The organism is Tabrizicola soli (genome assembly GCF_015999335.1).
GTDB classification, from domain to species: domain Bacteria; phylum Pseudomonadota; class Alphaproteobacteria; order Rhodobacterales; family Rhodobacteraceae; genus Tabrizicola; species Tabrizicola soli.
Genome location: NZ_JAEACP010000008.1, coordinates 14,208 through 29,573 on the forward strand (window position 1 = coordinate 14,208; position 15,366 = coordinate 29,573).

14 protein-coding genes are annotated in these 15,366 nt (G+C 69.7%); 9 read left to right on the forward strand and 5 right to left on the reverse strand.

Translation table 11 applies throughout. The features are described from left to right. Window positions 1-25 precede the first annotated feature (25 nt). Window positions 26-1,894 (forward strand): AI-2E family transporter, encoded by a 1,869-nt coding sequence (locus tag I7S92_RS08500; RefSeq protein ID WP_197643075.1) that lies wholly within the window; start codon window positions 26-28, stop codon window positions 1,892-1,894. A gap of 42 nt (window positions 1,895-1,936) precedes the next feature. Here the strand turns inward: I7S92_RS08500 and I7S92_RS08505 are convergent, their stop codons facing one another. Together I7S92_RS08505 and clpB are read right to left on the reverse strand one after the other, a co-directional pair. Then, a complete protein-coding gene (locus I7S92_RS08505; protein ID WP_197643076.1) occupies window positions 1,937-2,446 on the reverse strand; it encodes a pyridoxamine 5'-phosphate oxidase family protein in 510 nt (169 codons plus the stop codon). Between the two features lie 147 nt (window positions 2,447-2,593). Further along, complete coding sequence (gene clpB / locus I7S92_RS08510) at window positions 2,594-5,209, reverse strand: ATP-dependent chaperone ClpB (protein WP_197643077.1); 2,616 nt, start codon at window positions 5,207-5,209, stop codon at window positions 2,594-2,596. 291 nt (window positions 5,210-5,500) lie between these two features. On the opposite strand from clpB, the gene I7S92_RS08515 reads away from it, so the two are divergent. Further along, entirely contained in the window at window positions 5,501-5,932 is a 432-nt protein-coding gene (locus I7S92_RS08515; protein ID WP_197643078.1) for a hypothetical protein, read from the forward strand. On the opposite strand, the gene I7S92_RS08520 is transcribed toward I7S92_RS08515, so the two are convergent. The 3 genes from I7S92_RS08520 to I7S92_RS08530 are packed head-to-tail and all read right to left on the reverse strand — an operon-like array spanning window position 5,929 to window position 8,434. Beyond that, window positions 5,929-6,753 (reverse strand): TolB family protein, encoded by an 825-nt coding sequence (locus I7S92_RS08520; protein ID WP_354001317.1) that lies wholly within the window; start codon window positions 6,751-6,753, stop codon window positions 5,929-5,931. The genes I7S92_RS08515 and I7S92_RS08520 overlap by 4 nt on opposite strands. Before the next feature lie 26 nt (window positions 6,754-6,779). Further along, on the reverse strand, window positions 6,780-7,583 hold the full coding sequence (locus I7S92_RS08525; protein ID WP_197643079.1) for a copper homeostasis protein CutC: 804 nt from the start codon (window positions 7,581-7,583) through the stop codon (window positions 6,780-6,782). Beyond that, on the reverse strand, window positions 7,574-8,434 hold the full coding sequence (locus tag I7S92_RS08530) for an ROK family protein (protein ID WP_197643080.1): 861 nt from the start codon (window positions 8,432-8,434) through the stop codon (window positions 7,574-7,576). The genes I7S92_RS08525 and I7S92_RS08530 overlap by 10 nt, the downstream gene beginning before the upstream one ends. A 74-nt stretch (window positions 8,435-8,508) precedes the next feature. Between I7S92_RS08530 and pyrF the strand changes: the two genes are divergently transcribed. The 7 genes from pyrF to I7S92_RS08565 all read left to right on the forward strand — a co-directional run bounded on the left by pyrF (window position 8,509) and on the right by I7S92_RS08565 (window position 15,282). Next, the gene (gene pyrF, locus I7S92_RS08535; RefSeq protein ID WP_197643081.1) at window positions 8,509-9,261 is read left to right on the forward strand and encodes an orotidine-5'-phosphate decarboxylase; all 753 of its coding nucleotides are present in this window, start codon (window positions 8,509-8,511) and stop codon (window positions 9,259-9,261) included. Window positions 9,262-9,327: 66 nt separating this feature from the next. Next, window positions 9,328-10,575, forward strand: a complete 1,248-nt coding sequence (locus I7S92_RS08540; protein ID WP_197643082.1) for an imelysin family protein — start codon at window positions 9,328-9,330, stop codon at window positions 10,573-10,575. Continuing rightward, window positions 10,572-10,823: a (2Fe-2S)-binding protein gene (locus I7S92_RS08545; protein ID WP_197643083.1), complete on the forward strand. Its 252-nt coding sequence runs from the start codon at window positions 10,572-10,574 to the stop codon at window positions 10,821-10,823. The genes I7S92_RS08540 and I7S92_RS08545 overlap by 4 nt, the downstream gene beginning before the upstream one ends. A gap of 148 nt (window positions 10,824-10,971) precedes the next feature. Next, window positions 10,972-11,457, forward strand: a complete 486-nt coding sequence (gene bfr / locus I7S92_RS08550; RefSeq protein ID WP_197643084.1) for a bacterioferritin — start codon at window positions 10,972-10,974, stop codon at window positions 11,455-11,457. 245 nt (window positions 11,458-11,702) lie between these two features. Continuing rightward, window positions 11,703-13,208 carry a di-heme oxidoreductase family protein gene (locus I7S92_RS08555; RefSeq protein ID WP_197643085.1) on the forward strand — a complete coding sequence of 502 codons (1,506 nt, stop codon included), beginning with the start codon at window positions 11,703-11,705 and terminating at the stop codon, window positions 13,206-13,208. After that, window positions 13,208-14,236 carry an imelysin family protein gene (locus tag I7S92_RS08560; protein WP_197643086.1) on the forward strand — a complete coding sequence of 343 codons (1,029 nt, stop codon included), beginning with the start codon at window positions 13,208-13,210 and terminating at the stop codon, window positions 14,234-14,236. The genes I7S92_RS08555 and I7S92_RS08560 overlap by 1 nt, the downstream gene beginning before the upstream one ends. After that, on the forward strand, window positions 14,233-15,282 hold the full coding sequence (locus I7S92_RS08565) for a DUF1513 domain-containing protein (RefSeq protein WP_197643293.1): 1,050 nt from the start codon (window positions 14,233-14,235) through the stop codon (window positions 15,280-15,282). Before I7S92_RS08560 ends, I7S92_RS08565 begins: the two co-directional genes overlap by 4 nt. Window positions 15,283-15,366: the final 84 nt, after the last annotated feature.

The window sequence follows — 15,366 nt, forward strand, 5'->3', positions numbered from 1 at the left end:
CAGGGACCAGCGCATGGGGATCAGGATGCCAGAAGAACCGGCCGCGCCGAACGACCTCACGCTTCCCTTTTCCCCCGATCCCCCGCCCGGCGCGACCTCGGTCGCCTCGCTGCGGACGCTTGCCACCATCACCGTGGTCTGCGCCATCCTTTACGTCGCCAAGGACCTGTTCCTGCCCCTGGCGCTCGGCATGCTGATCGCCTTCATCCTGACCCCCGTGGTCAACGCCCTGCGCCACCGCGGCCTGCGCGACACCGTCGCGATCGTGCTCACCGTGCTTTCCGCCGCCACGCTGGTCGGGGCCTTCGTCCTGATCCTCGCCTTCCAGATCAGCCAGATCGGCTCTAATCTGCCGCAATATCAGGGCAACGTCCTGACCAAGATCGATTCGCTGCTCGACGCCGGCAAGGACAGCCGCATCATCTCGCACCTCCAGGGCTTGGTCGAGCGGATCTCGGACCGCCTCGCCGCCGAAAGCGCCGTCACCGACGACGCCGCGATGAAGGTCGAGGTGGTCGAGCACACTGGCCTGAAGGACTGGCTGACCGGAGTCATCCTGCCCGCCATGACCCCGGTGGGGATCTTCGGCCTGATCTTCGTCGTCGCCATCTTCGCCCTCCTCGAACGCGGCGCGCTGCGCGACCGGCTGGTGCAGCTGATCGGAGGGACCAACATCCTCGCCACCTCACGCCTCCTGGCCGAGGCCGGGGCGCGGGTCTCGACCTATCTCTTCGCCCAGCTGGTGGTGAACGTGATCTATGCCGTGCCGATCTGGCTCGGCCTCTGGCTGATCGGCGTGCCCAACGCGCTGTTCTTCGGTCTCGTGACGCTGGTGATGCGCTTCGTACCCTATATCGGCTCGGCGATCTCGGCGCTTCTGCCGCTTCTCATGGCCTTCGCCGTCTCGCCCGACTGGTCGCTGGTGCTCTGGACCGGGGCGCTGTTCCTGGTCGTGGAGTTCACCACCTCGAATTTCATCGAGCCCTGGTTCTACGGCCAGCGCACCGGCCTCTCGCCGCTGGCCGTCATCGTCTCGGCGATGTTCTGGACCTGGCTCTGGGGTCCGGTCGGGCTGATCATGGCCACACCGCTGACCGTCTGCCTCGTCGTCGTCGGCCACCATGTCCCCAGCCTGCGCCTCTTCCCGATCATGCTTGGCGACCAGCCCGTCCTGGCCGAATCCGCGCGCCTCTACGACCGCCTCCTCGCCGGCCATTCCTTCGCCTTCACCGAGGCCGCGACCGCCTCGACCGCGCAGAACTATCTGGCCGACTACTACGACCGCAGTGCCATCCCGGCACTGGCGCTGGCCCAGGCCGACCATGAGGCGGGCCTTCTCTCCGACTACCAGACCAACCGCATCGCCCATTCCGCCTGGAGCCTGACCGAGGACCTTGAAGCCGTGGTCGAGGACGAGCTCGCCTCGGCCGCCGAGGCTCCCGCCGAGGGGGCGGAGGCCGCGCCGCTGGTGTCGAATGGCGTGCTTGACGGGCTGGGCAAGCGCATCGCGGTCATGGGGGCACGCACCGGGCTGGACGACGCGGCCGCACAGATGCTCTCGCAAGCCCTGCGCGCCGAAGGAGCCGAGTCGCGCGCGGTGCCGCATCGCTCGCTGATGCCGCGCGCGCTCGGGGACCTCGATCCCCAGACGCTGGTCCTCGTCTCGCTGGACGCCAGCCTGCCGCGTTCGGTGGATTTCCAGCTCCGCCAGCTCCGCCGCCGCCTGCCTGGTATCCGCATCGGCCTGGCGCTCTGGCCGCCCGAGGACGGCCCCCTGCCAGAGCCGGCCGGCGCCGATTTCGTGGTCCGGGGCATGGAGGCGGTGCTTTCGGCCGCCTTCGACCGACCTTCGCCCACGGAAAAGGCCGGACAGTCCCCCGCCCGGCCCGCCTGAGAAAGTCGGGGCGGAACCGAAGTTCCGCCCCTTCCATGGCAATCAGAGGTCGGCCCGCCCTCTCGTCCCCAGATCGGGAGAGCGTCCTTCCACTGCGCCACGAACGATATTCGCAATTCCCCGCAACAGCCCGTGTCCGTCCCAGACATCGGCATGGTCCGGGTCGATCACCAGCGCGACCACGTCATGCGCCTCCGGCCCCTCGGGCCAGAAGACCTTGGCCCCCGGCGACCACAATTCCCTGACCAGCTCCTTGTCGGAATCCACCGTGGCCTGCCCGTGCAGGGCCACATGGTCGCCCCGCCCCTGAAACGACAGGAAGACCGAGCCATTCACCCGGACATCCTTGGCCGCATCCGAGGTGCTTTCTGTCAGCACATAGACCAGCCCCCGGTCTGGCTTCGGGATGGTGGACATCGGCCGCCCGCGCATCCCCTGGTCGGAACAGGTGACCAGCATCGCGATGTCGATCCTGTCGATCATCTCCCAGACCCGCGCAGGCTCGATCGCCTCGGGCTTCTGGTCGGTCTGCTTGTCGCCGTCACGGGTCATTGGCGGGGTCCGGATTGAAAACCGGCGGCCGATGGCCGCCACTCCCCGCAAGAACGTCCGGATCCCGGATCGGTTCCCGTCAGATCCAAAAGATTTTCATCCGGCCGAAAGCAGACGGCCCGGGGTTTGCCCGGGCCGCCCTGAAGATCAGTGCACCACCGCCTGAGCCGGCCGCTCGCGCCGGCTTTCGACCACCCGGTCGCCAATGATCAGGCCTTCCGGTCCGGCGGTGACGCGGATCACGCTGCCGTCCAGGATTTCCCCGGCCAGCAGCATCTCGGCCAGCGGGTCCTGCAGCTGTCGCTGGATCACCCGCTTCAAGGGCCGCGCGCCGAACACCGGGTCATAGCCCTCGTCCGCCAGCCAGGCCTTGGCCGTCGCATCCAGATCCAGGGTGATCTTCCGCTGCTCCAGCCGCTGCTCCAGTCGGCGCAGCTGGATCTCGACGATGCCGCCCATATCCGCCCGGTTCAGCCGGTCGAAGATGATCTGCTCGTCCAGCCGGTTCAGGAACTCCGGCCGGAAATGCGCCCGGACCGCTTCCATCACCTCGGCCCGCGCCGCGCTGGCATCCGCACCTTCCGGCAGTTCCGACAACGCCCGCGCCCCGAGGTTCGAGGTCAGGATGATCAGCGTCTGCTTGAAGTCCACCGTCCGGCCCTGCCCGTCGGTCAGCCGCCCGTCGTCCAGCACCTGCAAGAGCACGTTGAACACGTCCGGATGGGCCTTTTCGACCTCGTCGAACAGCACGACCTGATACGGACGGCGGCGGACAGCCTCGGTCAAGACCCCGCCCTCGTCATAGCCGACATAGCCCGGAGGCGCGCCGATCAGCCGCGAGACGGAGTGCTTCTCCATGAACTCCGACATGTCGATGCGGACCATCGCGCTGTCGTCGTCGAACAGGTATTCCGCCAGCGCCTTGGTCAGTTCCGTCTTGCCCACGCCGGTCGGGCCGAGGAACAGGAACGACCCCAGCGGCCGGTTCTCGTCCGACAGCCCGGCGCGCGAACGGCGCACCGCCCGCGACACGGCTTCCACCGCGGCCCGCTGGCCCACGACGCGACGGCCAAGCTCCTCCTCCATCTTGAGAAGCTTCTCCTTCTCGCCTTCCAGCATCTTGGTGGTCGGGATGCCGGTCCAGCGTTCCACCACCTCGGCGATCTGCTCGGGGCGCACCGCCTCGGCCACCAGCGCCTGGCCTTCCTTGGCTTCCGCCTCGGCCAGGTCCTTCTCCAGCGCCGGGATACGACCATACTGAAGCTCGCCCGCCTTGGCGAAATTGCCCTCGCGCTTGGCGCCCTCGAGCTCCGCGCGCGCCACGTCCAGCTGTTCCTTCAGCCCCCGCGCCGCTTCAAGCGAAGCCCGCTCGTTCTGCCATTTCGCCGTCAGCTCCGAGGATTTCTCCTGCAGGTCGGCCAGCTCCTTCTCCAGCTTCTCCAGCCGGTCCTTCGACGCCGCATCGTCCTCCTTCTTCAGCGCCTCGGCCTCGATCTGGAACTGCAGGATCTGCCGGTCCAGCGCGTCCAGCTCCTCGGGCTTGGAATCCACCTCCATCCGCAGACGCGAGGCCGCCTCGTCCACCAGGTCGATGGCCTTGTCCGGCAGGAAACGGTCGGTGATATAGCGGTGGGAAAGCGTCGCCGCCGCGACCAGCGCCGAGTCCGCGATCCGCACCCCGTGGTGCAGCTCGTACTTCTCCTTGATCCCGCGCAGGATGGAGATCGTGTCCTCCACCGTCGGCTCCTCGACGAAGACCGGCTGGAAGCGACGGGCCAGCGCCGCGTCCTTCTCCACATGCTTGCGGTATTCGTCCAGCGTGGTGGCGCCGATGCAGTGCAACTCGCCCCGCGCCAGGGCCGGCTTGATCAGGTTCGCCGCATCCATCGCGCCTTCGGATTTCCCGGCGCCGACCAGCGTGTGCATCTCGTCGATGAAGAGGATGATCTCCCCCGCCGCCGCCTCGATCTCCTTCAGAATGGCCTTCAGCCGCTCCTCGAACTCGCCGCGATACTTGGCCCCGGCGATCAGCGCGCCCATGTCCAGCGCCATCAGCTTCTTGTTCTTCAGGCTCTCCGGCACGTCGCCGTTCACGATGCGCAGCGCAAGCCCCTCGGCGATGGCGGTCTTGCCGACGCCCGGCTCGCCGATCAGCACCGGGTTGTTCTTGGTGCGCCGCGACAGCACCTGCATCGCGCGGCGAATCTCCTCGTCGCGGCCGATGATCGGGTCGATCTTCCCCTCACGGGCGCTTTCCGTCAGGTCGCGCGCATATTTCTTCAACGCCTCCATCGTGTCTTCCGACGAGGCCGAATCCGCCGTCCGCCCCTTGCGGACCTCGTTGATCGCCGCATTCAGCCCCTGGGCCGTCACCGCCCCCGCCGTCAGCGCATCCTTGGCGCGCGTGTTCACCAGCGCCAGCGCCGTCAGCAGGCGCTCCACCGGAACGAAGGAATCCCCGGCCTTCTTCGCGACCGTCTCCGCCTCGTCCAGAACGCGGACCAGCTGCGGGTCGACATAGGTCTGCGCATCGCCGCCGGTGACCTTGGGCAGCTTGGCGATCGCGGCATTGACCGCCTCGTTCACCCGCTCGGGGCTGCCGCCCGCCTTGCGGATCAGGTTCGCCGCCAGCCCCTGGTCGTCATCCATGAGTGCCTTCAGCAGATGGTCGGGCAGCACGCGCTGGTGGCTTTCCCGCATCGCGATGGTCTGCGCGGCCTGAAGGAACCCGCGCGACCGCTCCGTGAATTTCTCCAAATTCATCGGCAATCTCCTCTGGTGAAGCACCCCCGTCGCGCCGCCCGGACTTCCGGCTCGGTGCATGGGGCCTTGCCGCTGACTTGGGCGCGCGCCCGCGGCTTTGCAATCCCCGGCATCCGGAAAATCCCTCTCGGCGGGAACCCGCCCCGTTAACATGGATCGGCCTTTCCCCGCCGATCCCCACCTGCCCCTTGCGCGGGCCCCGGCCCATCCCGAATGCGCATGGCCGCAATGCCTTGCCTTCCACCCCGGCCGCCGTCCATCTGGACATTCCGAACCCGGAAGGCCCCCGCGATGTCCGATGCAAAGCTCCCCCTGATCCACAAGGCCCCGGTCGAGGGGCTTACCGTCCATGTCGCGCGCACCGGCATCTCGATCGGCGACGCCGCCTGGCTCGACCGGCTGAGCGACGGCCGGATCGGGGTCTATGCCCGGGTGCGCCAGCCCTTCCTCGGCCTGATCCCGCGCCTGCGCCCCGCGCTGCTCGGCCATCTCGGCCCCTTGGCCGAAGAGATCGTCTCCCCCTCTCTCGCCCATGGCGACCCGCTCAGGGTCCGCATCATCGACCTGATGCCCGAGCACCTGTCGAACGGCTTCCCGCCCGAGGTCTACATCTCGGTCTGGGGCGATCCGCGCCACCTGCAGCCGATCCTGCAGGCCGTCCTCCCCGAGCCCGATCCCGAGCCCGCCCCGCGCGGCCCGGTTCCGACGCCACGCCTCGCCTAGATCTCGTAGCGCACATAGGCAAAGGCGCTGGCATCCGGCGCCCAGCACGGCACGTTGAGCGTCCCCTGGCCGCCCGTGATCTCTCGCACCCGCCGCCGCTGGCCGCCCTCGGGGTCGCACAGGACCAGCGCCACCGGCAAGTCGGCCGGATGTCCTTCGGTCCCCGGCGGATAGGCAAGATACAGAAGGTGCCGCCCGTCGGGCGAGGGATGCGGGAACCAGTTGACGCAGTCGTCCCGGAACAGTTGGCGCTGCCCCCGGCCATCCGCCGCCATCACCCAGATCTGCGCCTGTCCCGTCCGGTCGCAGTTGTAATAGATCCGGCGGCCATCCGCGCTGAACTCCGGCCCGTCGGATTGACCTTCGCCATGGGTCAACCGCTGTTCCTCAGCGCCGGACCTCAGCGTGTAGACGTCAATCACCCGCCTGCCGCCGCGCGCCGCAACATAGGTCAGGGTTTTCCCATCCGGCGAAATCCCGTGCCACCAGCTCGGCGCCTCGAGCGAGGCCCGTGCCAGATCGCCCCCCTTCGCCGGCATCCGATAGATCTGCGCCCCCTGCCCCTCGTGATGCGAGCCGAGGAAGATCGTCCCTCCATCCGGGCTGAAGCCATGGTCGTTGTTGCACCGGATCGCCGCACCCGTCTCCATCGGAATCAGGGCAGGCGCGTCCAACGGAACCCGGAACAGTCGCCCGACCCCGTTGACCAGCAGCCAGTCGCCCGAGGGCGCCCAGTTCGGCGCCTCGATCCGGCCCTCGAGAGCCAGCACCTCGCGCACCTTGCCCGTCGCCAGCTCGAAGGTCTCGATCACGCTCCGCACCGGCTACCTCCATTGTCCGCAAGCGTTCAGCCCGCCGCTTCCATCACCTGCCTCAAGGCCCGAACCCGCGCGGCACTGGTCCGACGCTCCACCGCTGGCCCGAACCCCATCGCAACAACCTTGCCATCCAGCGGGAAATCCTCGGTGCAAGAGCCATGCAGCTCCCGCACCCCCTGCGCCAGAAGCACCGGGGCGGTCTGTGCCGTGACCCCCGCCCCCGGCATGATCACGATTCGACCCGACGCCTGCGCCGCCAGCTCCCCGATCCGGGCCGCCCCCGCAATCGCCGTCGCCTCTCCGCCCGAGGTCAGCACCCGCCGAAACCCCAGCGCCACCGCCTGCTCCAAGGCCTCGCCCTGATCCGGCACAAGGTCGAAGCAGCGGTGCAACGTCAGGTCCAGCGGCGCCGGAATCTTCGAAGATTCCGGACCGGAGCCTTCAAAGGCTCCGACCCGATTTCTTGCAAGAAATCGGTCCCCGCCTGCCGCCCGCGCCGCCGCCACCAGCCGCCGCAGCACCGGCAGGTCCAGCCGCCCGTCCGGCAGGCTCGCCCCCAGCACCACCCCCGCCAATCCGGCCTCGCTTGCGGCGGAAATCTCGGCCTCCATCGCCTGGACCTCCGCCCCGGACCAGACGAAATCCCCTATCCTCGGCCGGATCATCGCCAGAACCGGCACCCCGCACCGCGCCGCCGCCCGCATCATCCCGACCGAGGGCGTCAGCCCGCCCAGCGCCAGCGCCGAGCACAGCTCGATCCGGTCCGCGCCGCCCGCCACCGCCGCGTCAAGACCGGCCAGCGTCTCGACGCAGACCTCCAGCTTCAGCCCCATTCCGCCTGCCCCGCCATCGCCGCGCCCAGAAGACCCGCATCCGCCCCGCATTCCGCCGGCACCACCAGCGGGACGACCGTCCGCCGCAGGATCCGCGCCCGCACCGCCTCGTCCAGCCAACCCACCAGCCCCGGCGCGCGGCTCAGGCCTCCGCCCACCGGCACCACATCCGCGCCGACCAGGTTCACCGCCATCGCCAGGGGCCCCGAGACCAGCTCGCGCCACAGCTCCATCGTCGCGCCGTCGCCCGCCCGCCAGCGATCCACGATCGCCTCCGCGCCCAGCGCCTCGCCCGTCCGCGCCCTGTGCAGCCGCTCGAGCCCGCGCGCCCCGCCGATGGTGTCCACGCATCCGACCTGACCGCAGCCGCAGGCAAAGGCGTATTCGCCCCTGATCACCGGCCCGTGCCCCCATTCCCCCGCATAGCCGCCCGCCCCGGTCACCAGCCTGCCGCCGATCACCAGCCCGCCGCCGACGCCGGTGCCCAGGATCACGCCCAAGACGGTGCCCTGCCCCCGCCCCGCGCCCCGCGCGGCCTCGGCCAGGGCAAAGCAATCCGCGTCGTTCAGCACCTTGACCGGCAAGCCCACCGCCGCCTGCAACTCCGGCCCCAGCCGCAGCCCGTCGATCGCCGGGATATTGGCCACCGTCCCCTCGCCCGTCGCCGGGTCCACCACCCCTGCGATGGAGATGGCGATGCCCCTCTCGCGCCCGGTCACGAACCCCGCAATCGCCGAAGTGAACCCCGCCTTGTCCCCCGCAGGCGTCGGCAGCTCGCCCAGGGGCCGCAGCGTGCCATCCCAGACCGCAGCCTTGATCCGGCTGCCGCCGATGTCGAACACAAGGATCATCCCGCCCCCCTTTTGCGCCAGTCTTGACAGCCCGACCCCGCCCCGTCAAACCGCCCAAAACTCCGGAGATCGCCATGCCCGCAGATGACCGCCTGATCGTCGCCCTCGACGTGCCGAACGTGGTGCAGGGCCTCGACCTCGTCTCCCGCATCGGCGAAGCCGCCGGCTTCTACAAGATCGGCCTCGGCATGCTGACCGGCGGTGGCCTCGCCCTCGCGAACGAGCTGAAGCACGAACAGGGCAAGCGCGTCTTCCTCGACATGAAGCTCTTCGACATCGGCGCGACCATCGAGGCCGCCGTCCGCGGTCTCGCGCAATACGACCTCGATTTCCTCACCGTCCACGGCGACCCGCAGGTGGTCAGCGCCGCCGCCACCGGCAAGGGCGGCACCGGCCTCAAGATCCTCGCCGTCACCATCCTCACCTCGCTCGACCGCGCCGACCTTGACGCGAACCTGATCAGGCCCGGCGACATCCATGAGATCACCCTGGAACGCGCCGCGCGCGCGCTTGCCGCCGGGGCCGACGGTGTCATCGCCAGCCCGCAGGAAGCCGCGATGATCCGCGCCCTGCCGGAGGCGCGGGGCAAGCTCATCGTCACCCCCGGCGTCCGCCCCGCCGGCGCCGCCTCCGGCGACCAGAAGCGCATCGCCACGCCGCATCAGGCCATTTCCGATGGGGCCGACCACATCGTCGTCGGCCGCCCGATCTGGCAAGCCCCCGACCCCGCCGCCGCCGCCCGCGTTGTGATCGCCGAGCTGCCGGCGCAAGTCTGGGATTTCTCGTCGGAAAACCTTGGGCTCTCGCAATCGCGAATTCCAAAGTAAAAGAATCGGGTTTACAAGCCAAAGCATTTTCGTCAGATATTCGGCATCCCAGCCGAAGGACGACCCATGCGCCTGCTTTCCACGCTCCTCCTGACCGCCGTCGCGGCGCCGGCCCTCGCCGCCACGCCCGAGGAGGTGACGACGCACTATGCCGACCTCGCCCTTGCCGGCTATCAGGACAGCCTGACCACCGCGCAGGCCCTGCAACGGGCCGTCGCCGCGCTGATCGCCACGCCTTCGGACGAAACCCTGGCCGCCGCGAAAACGGCGTGGCTCGCCGCCCGCGTCCCCTACCAGCAGACCGAGGCCTTCCGCTTCGGCAACCCGATCGTCGACGACTGGGAAGGCCGCGTGAACGCCTGGCCGCTGGACGAGGGGCTGATCGACTATGTCAGCGCCGGCTACGGCAATGAGGAGAACCAGCTCGCCACGCTGAACGTCGTCGCCACGCCGACGTTCACCCTGTCCGGCAACGAGATCGACGCCACCGCCATCACCCCCGCGCTGATCGCCGAGACCCTGCACGAGGCCGACGGGATCGAGGCGAACGTCGCCTCCGGCTACCACGCCATCGAATTCCTGCTCTGGGGACAGGACCTGAACGGCACCGAACCCGGCGCGGGCGCGCGGCCCTTCACCGACTTCGCCACGGGCGACGCCTGCACCGGCGGCAACTGCGACCGTCGCGCCGCCTATCTGCAGGCCGCGACCGACCTCTTGGTCGCCGACCTGACCGAGATGGTGGACAACTGGGACACGGACGGCCCGGCCCGCGCCGCCGTCACCACCGACCCGCAAGCCGGACTTCTGGCGATGCTCACCGGGATGGGCAGCCTCTCCTATGGCGAACTCGCGGGCGAGCGGACCAAGCTGGGCCTGATGCTGAACGACCCCGAGGAGGAGCATGACTGCTTCTCGGACAACACCCACAACAGCCACTTCTACGACGGTCTCGGCATCCGCAACGTCTATCTCGGCAGCTACACCCGGACCGACGGCTCGGTCCTTGCGGGCCCCTCGCTGGCCGATCTGGTCGCCGCCGCCGAGCCCGGCGTGCACACGCAGCTGAAGGCCGAACTCGACGCCTCGGTCGCCGCCCTGCAAGCCCTGAAGGACGCAGGCGACTCCGGCCGCACCTTCGACACGCTCATCGCTCCCGGCAATGCGGAAGGCGAGGCGCTGATCATGGCGGCCGTCAACGCGCTTGTCACCCAGACCGCCTCGATCGACCGCGCCGTCACCGCACTCGGCCTCTCCAAGGTCGATTTCGAAGGCTCGGACAGCCTGGACAGCCCGGAGGCCGTCTTCCAATGATGATCTGCCACTGCCAGTCGATCACCGATCACGAGATCCGCGCCGCGGTGGACTGGATGCGCGCCGCCGACGCCGACACCGTGATCACCCCCGGCAGAATCTACCGCGCCCTCGGCAAGCGCGCCGATTGCGGCGGCTGCCTGCCGCTGTTCCTCGACACGATGCGGGCGAACCAGAATTTCCGCGTACCCGGCAGGGACGAGGTGCCGCCTTCCCTCCACCGCCTGCATCTGCTGGCCGCCGAATAGCCGCACACCCGTCCCGGAACCTTTCCTGCCCTTCGGGCATTGAACTGGACAGACTCGGGCGGCGGCCATAGCCTTTCTGCACAACTTCAAGTCACGGCCCACGCGGCCGAAGCCAGGCACTGGTCCCGAAACAGCGAAAGGATTGACCATGAAAGGCGACGCGAAAGTCATCGAGTACCTCAACGCGGGCCTGCGGTCCGAACTGACCGCCGTCAGCCAGTACTGGCTGCACTACCGCCTGCAAGAGGACTGGGGCTTCGGCCATCTCGCCGACAAGTCCCGCGCCGAATCGATCGAGGAAATGCACCACGCCGACCGCTTCATCGCCCGGATCATCTTTCTCGAAGGCCACCCCAACCTGCAGAAGCTCGACCCGCTGCGCATCGGCCAGACCGTCCGCGAGACGCTGGAGGCCGACCTCGCCGCCGAGCACGACGCCCGCAACCTCTATATCGAGGCGCGGCAGCACTGCGATCAGGTCGGCGACTACGTCTCCCGCGCGCTGTTCGACGACCTGCTGGCGGATGAGGAGGGCCATATCGACTATCTCGAGACCCAGCTCGGCCTTTTCGACAAACTCGGCGCCGAACGCTACGGCCTCCTGAACGCGAAACCCGCCAGCAAGGCCGAATAGCCCACCCGCCGCAGGGTGCGCTACAGCGCACCTCTCCAAGGCGCAGCCCGGCCGTTTCGCCGCTTCCGTCCGGCTACCGGCACGCCACGGCCAGAAGCCCCATTGCGGTCCCGCCCCCCGCCGTCGCCGGGTACTCGGCGGCTTGGCCCTGTCGAACGGGTCCGGCACGCGCACAATCCCACCCACATTTTCCGATTGAAACACTCAAGAACTCGGGAGTATGACTCCGCCCCAAGGAGTCCTCCATGCGCCTCGCCCTTTTCCTCTGCCTGACCGCCGCTCCCGCCCTCGCGCAAAGCCTGGACGACCGCCACCTCCCCGTCATCCCCCGCACAGCCGAGGAAACCGCGAAGATCGCCGCCGTCCTCGCGCCCCCCGCCGACTTCACCCGGCCCGAGCCCTTCGAGGCCAAGCCCGCCGGCGCCGCCACCGTCCGCGCCATCGCCACCGCCGACGCCTTCGGCCAGCACTCCGCCAACATGCCGTTCGAGCGCGAGATGGACTTCAAGCTCGGCAACGCGCTCTTCCGCAAGACCTGGGTCGCCGCGCCCTCCTCCACCCTCGCCTCCGACGGCCTCGGCCCGCTCTACAACGCCCGCGCCTGCCAGGACTGCCACCTGAAGGACGGCCGCGGCCACACGCCCCCCACGCCCGAGGCCTCCCGCGTCTCGATGTTCCTCCGCCTCTCCACCCTCGGCGGCCCCACGCCCGAAGGCATCGCCGACTGGATCGCCACCCAACCCGATCCGACCTACGGCGGCCAGCTCCAGGACCTCGCCGCCCCCGGCCACGCCGCCGAGGGCCGGATGGACGTGACCTGGACCGAGACCCCCGTCGCCCTCGCCGACGGTACCACCGTCCCGCTCCGCACCCCCAGCTACGCCTTCGCCGACCCCGCCTACGGCCCCCCGGCCGAAGGCCTCCTGATCTCCCCCCGCGTCGCACCGCAGATGATCGGCCTCGGCCTTCTGGAGGCCATCCCCGCCGCCGACATCCTGGCCCTGGCCGACGAGGGCGACCGGAACGGCGACGGCATCTCCGGCCGCCCGCAGATCGTTCCCTCCGTCGAAGACGGCACCCCGATGCTCGGCCGCTTCGGCTTCAAGGGCGGCGCGCCCACGGTCAAGGAACAATCCGCCGGGGCCTTCGCCGGCGATATGGGCCTCTCCACCCCCCTCCACCGCGACCCCTGGGGCGACTGCACCGCCTCCGAACAGGCCTGCATCGACGCCCCGCACGGCCAGGAGCCGCAGGTCCGCGACGGGCTCGAGGTCGACGGCCCCTCCCTCGACCTCGTCACCTTCTACGCCCGGAACCTCGGCGTGCCGGAACGGCGCGACGTCGACGACCCGCAGGTGCTGCGGGGCAAGGAAATATTCTACAACCTGAACTGCCAGGGCTGCCACAGGCCGAAGCATGTCACCCACCGGCTCGACGGCCAGCCCGAACAAAGCTTCCAGCTGATCTGGCCCTACACCGACCTTCTCCTGCACGACATGGGCGAGGGCCTCGCCGATCACCGCCCCGAAGGCCGCGCCACAGGGACCGAGTGGAAGACCCCGCCGCTCTGGGGCATCGGCCTGACTGCCCAGGTCTCCGGCCATACCGAATACCTGCACGACGGGCGCGCCCGCTCGCTGCTCGAGGCCATCCTCTGGCACGGCGGCGAGGCGCAGCCCCAGCGCGACGCCGTCGCCGCCCTGCCCACCCCCGACCGCCAAGCCCTCGTCGCCTTCCTGGAGTCCCTCTGATGCGCAACGCCCACCAGATGATCGCACCGCCCGCCATCCCGCGCCTCTCTCCCCCCGCGTGGGGGAGGGCCGGGGCGGGGGGTCCCGTCGCGCTGGCCCTCACCCTCCTCCTCGCCGCCCCCGCCGCCGCCGATACCTCCGCTGTGGTGCAGGACCACGCCCGTCCCGGCTATGACGCCTTCGCCAAGGCCGCCGCCACCCTCGCCACCATCGACGGTTGCAACCCCGACACCCTGCGCCCCGCCTTCCACGCCGCCTATGACGCCTGGATGCAGGTCGCCCACCTGCATCTCGGCCCGGCCGAGGCGGAAGGCCGCTCCCTCGCCATCCTCTACTGGCCCGACCCCAAGGGCCTTGGCGCCAAGGCGCAGGCCGCCCTCCTCACCGGCACCCCCCTGACACCCGAGGCCATGGCCCAGCACTCCGTCGCCGCCCGCGGCCTCTCCGGGCTCGAGCGCCTGCTCTACCCCACCGGGACCCTGCCCGCCGATCCCTGTCCGCTGATCCAGGCCACCGCCGACGACCTTGCCCGCATGGGTGACGAGCTTACCCGCGACTGGCTTCCCTTCGGCGATCTCCTCCTCACCGCCGGCCAGCCCGGCAACGAGAAATTCCTGAAACCGGAAGAGGCCACCCAGGCCCTCTTCACCCAACTGGCCACCGGCCTCGAATTCATCGCCGACCGCCAGATCGGCCGCCCGCTCGCCACATTCGACAAGCCCCGCCCCGACTTGGCCCAGGGCCATGCCGCAGGGCGCGGGATGCAGAACATCACCCTTTCGCTCCAGGCCCTGCGCGACCTGACGCAGAAGCTGAACCCCGACAGCCCGAAGACTCTCGCCGCCTTCGACCGCGCCATCACCCTCGCCCGGGGGATCGAGAGCATCGACAGCATCGCCGACCCGCAGGGCTGGCTGAAGCTGGAGATCCTGCAACAGGCGGTCCGTGCCGCCCGCGACACCGCCGTTGCGGAACTCGGCCCCGCCCTTGGGGTGGAACTCGGCTTCAACTCGCAGGATGGTGACTGATGCAACGCCGCGCCTTTCTCGCCACCCTGGCCGCCAGCCTGACCCCGCGCCTCACCTGGGCCGATGTCGGCGCACCCGCCTTCCTCGCCGCCGGCAAACAGGGAGAGGACTTCTTCCTGCACGGCCTCACCGCCCGCGGCGAATCGCTTTTCCAGCTTCCCCTCCCCGGCCGCGGCCACGCCGCCGCCGCCCATCCCAAGATGGCCGAGGCCGTGGCCTTCGCGCGCCGCCCCGGCACCTTCGCCCTGGTGATCGACTGCGCCACCGGCGAGACCCGCCACCGGCTGACCCCGCCCGACGGCATGCAGTTCAACGGCCACGGCGCCTATACGCTGGACGGCACGCTCCTGATGACCTCCGAAGTCGTGGCCGAGACCTCCGAGGGCCGGATCGGCCTCTGGGACACCGCGCGCTACAGCCGCCTCACCGACTGGCCCAGCCACGGCATCGGTCCGCATGAGATCAAGCGCCTCGCCGACGGCCGCCTTGCCGTCGCCAATGGCGGGATCCAGACCGATCCGGTGGACCGCGCCAAGCTGAACATCCCCGACATGCGGCCGAACCTGACGCTCCTGTCCGCCGAGGGCGCTCTCCTCGACCAGATCGAGCTTGCCGACCTCCGCCAGAACTCGATCCGCCACCTCGCCCTGCACGGCGACACCATCGCCTTCGCCATGCAATGGGAGGGCGACCCCGCCGAACCCGTGCCGCAGCTCGGCCTCTGGACCCCCGGCAGCGCCGCCGTCCTCTGCGCCCCGCCCGAGGCCGAGGCCTTCACGATGCAAGGCTACGCCGGCTCCATCGCCACCACGGCAGAGCGCATCCTGATCACCTCCCCCAGGGGTGGCGCGCTGATGCTCTTCGACACGGGCGGCAGCCACCGGGCCACCCACCACCGTCCCGATCTCTGCGGCGCGGCGGCCAGCGGCGATGCCTTCACCGTCACCGACGGCAACGGTGCGATCTGGTCCGCCAGCGACGATGCCCTCACCCCCCTCACCGCCAACCCGACGCAATGGGACAACCACCTCGTCGCCCTCACCTGACCCCTCGTAGGGTGCGCTACAGCGCACCGTGCCACGCCGCCCCCCCCGGTCCCCCCTCACACTGGTGCGAATATCCTCCGGGGG

Bases quoted from the DNA above. Each gene is read 5' to 3' on its own strand.
- I7S92_RS08505 (WP_197643076.1), bottom strand. From the start codon at position 2,446: ATGACCCGTGACGGCGACAAGCAGACCGACCAGAAGCCCGAGGCGATC.
- clpB (WP_197643077.1), bottom strand. From the start codon at position 5,209: ATGAATTTGGAGAAATTCACGGAGCGGTCGCGCGGGTTCCTTCAGGCC.
- I7S92_RS08525 (WP_197643079.1), bottom strand. From the start codon at position 7,583: ATGGGGCTGAAGCTGGAGGTCTGCGTCGAGACGCTGGCCGGTCTTGAC.
- I7S92_RS08500 (WP_197643075.1), top strand. From the start codon at position 26: ATGCCAGAAGAACCGGCCGCGCCGAACGACCTCACGCTTCCCTTTTCC.
- I7S92_RS08540 (WP_197643082.1), top strand. From the start codon at position 9,328: ATGCGCCTGCTTTCCACGCTCCTCCTGACCGCCGTCGCGGCGCCGGCC.
- I7S92_RS08555 (WP_197643085.1), top strand. From the start codon at position 11,703: ATGCGCCTCGCCCTTTTCCTCTGCCTGACCGCCGCTCCCGCCCTCGCG.
- I7S92_RS08530 (WP_197643080.1), bottom strand. From the start codon at position 8,434: ATGATCCTTGTGTTCGACATCGGCGGCAGCCGGATCAAGGCTGCGGTC.
- pyrF (WP_197643081.1), top strand. From the start codon at position 8,509: ATGCCCGCAGATGACCGCCTGATCGTCGCCCTCGACGTGCCGAACGTG.
- bfr (WP_197643084.1), top strand. From the start codon at position 10,972: ATGAAAGGCGACGCGAAAGTCATCGAGTACCTCAACGCGGGCCTGCGG.
- I7S92_RS08515 (WP_197643078.1), top strand. From the start codon at position 5,501: ATGTCCGATGCAAAGCTCCCCCTGATCCACAAGGCCCCGGTCGAGGGG.
- I7S92_RS08560 (WP_197643086.1), top strand. From the start codon at position 13,208: ATGCGCAACGCCCACCAGATGATCGCACCGCCCGCCATCCCGCGCCTC.
- I7S92_RS08545 (WP_197643083.1), top strand. From the start codon at position 10,572: ATGATGATCTGCCACTGCCAGTCGATCACCGATCACGAGATCCGCGCC.